We start from the raw sequence: 1,190 nt of genomic DNA, 5'->3' as shown, positions 1-1,190 counted from the left end.
CCCTTTCCCGGACGGGTGGAGCGTGAGCGCAACCCGATCCGGCGACTGTCTTAGCGGTCAAGCGGGATTTGGGGATTGTAGGGTGTTTTGGACTTGAGGACGGCGTTGGCGGTGACGAGGATGCGGCGTGCGATGGCGATCAGGGCGAGCTTGGCGGGTTTGCCCTGTTGGCGCAGGGCGTCGTAGACGGCCTTGAGACTGGGATCGTGTCGGACGGCCACCAACGCGCTCATGTATAGGGCCGCGCGCGCAGGGACGCCCGCCCGCGATCATGGCGCGGGGCGGGGCGTTGCCCGACTGGCTGACGTGGGGTGCCAGGCCCGCCAGGCTGGCAATGCTCTTGCGGTCGCGGTGGCCGAGCTCGGGCAGGTCGCTGATCAGCACGCCGGCCACGCGAGGCCCGATGCCGAGCAGGGAAACGAGGAGGGCCTGTGCCTCGGCCCGCTCGGGATCTGCCGCGATGCGGGCGGCAAGCTCGGCCTCGATGCCGGCGCAGGCGGCGTCCAGCGCCACGATGGTGGCTTTGTGGCTCTCGATCACGCGGGGCTCGTGGGCCTGCTTGAGGCGGGTCTTCTCCTGGGCGCGCATCGCCACGAGCTGCTGGCGGCGGGTGGAGAGCGCCTTAAGTGCGAGTGCTGCGGCATCGGGCAGGGGACGGACGGCATCGGACATCAGGAGAGCAAAGCGGGCGATGAGCTTCGCGTCCAGCCGGTCGGTCTTGGCGCGGCGCCCTTCGGCCTCGCGAAACGCCTTGATCCGGCGCGGGTTGACGACGCCGACGCTCAGGCCGGCTGCGACCAGGGCATGGACGAGGGGCTGGGCATAAGAGCCCACCGCCTCCAGCACGACGCGGGCGACGCCCTCCCGGCGCAGATGTGCGACCAAGCGGGCGATGTCGCCTGGCTCGTTCTTGTAGCGGGCGGTCGCGCCGGTGGGCGCGAGACCAAGATCGAGGTAGCGCTGGCCGGCATCGATGCCGGCGGCGAGAGGAACTGCCAGAGAAGCTGCCATGGGACCTGTATGCGGGCTGCCCGCGCAGGTCGGGATGGCCTGGCTGGGGCCCAAGCGACTGTTCGATCGAGGGCTATCAAGCAGGCGCGCCCGCGCCGGAATCACGATCTCGACCGATCAGGGACCCACCGAGCTGCGCCTGCTCCCGCTACTCTACAGCAGCCCCATCAAGATACAGG

1 protein-coding gene and 1 pseudogene are annotated in these 1,190 nt (G+C 69.7%); one reads left to right on the top strand and one right to left on the bottom strand.

All coding sequences use genetic code 11. From position 1 onward, the window contains the following. Positions 1-50: 50 nt before the first annotated feature. Positions 51-1,011: pseudogene (locus tag MFF55_RS24745) on the bottom strand (IS110 family RNA-guided transposase). Between MFF55_RS24745 and MFF55_RS24740 the strand changes: the two are divergent. After that, on the top strand, positions 1,010-1,190 hold a 181-nt coding region (locus MFF55_RS24740), incomplete at its 3' end, for a hypothetical protein (protein WP_238246776.1). The pseudogene MFF55_RS24745 and the gene MFF55_RS24740 overlap by 2 nt on opposite strands.

This window comes from Methylobacterium iners, assembly GCF_022179305.1.
Classification (GTDB): domain Bacteria; phylum Pseudomonadota; class Alphaproteobacteria; order Rhizobiales; family Beijerinckiaceae; genus Methylobacterium; species Methylobacterium iners.
This window is presented reverse-complemented; position numbering and strand designations above follow the sequence as displayed.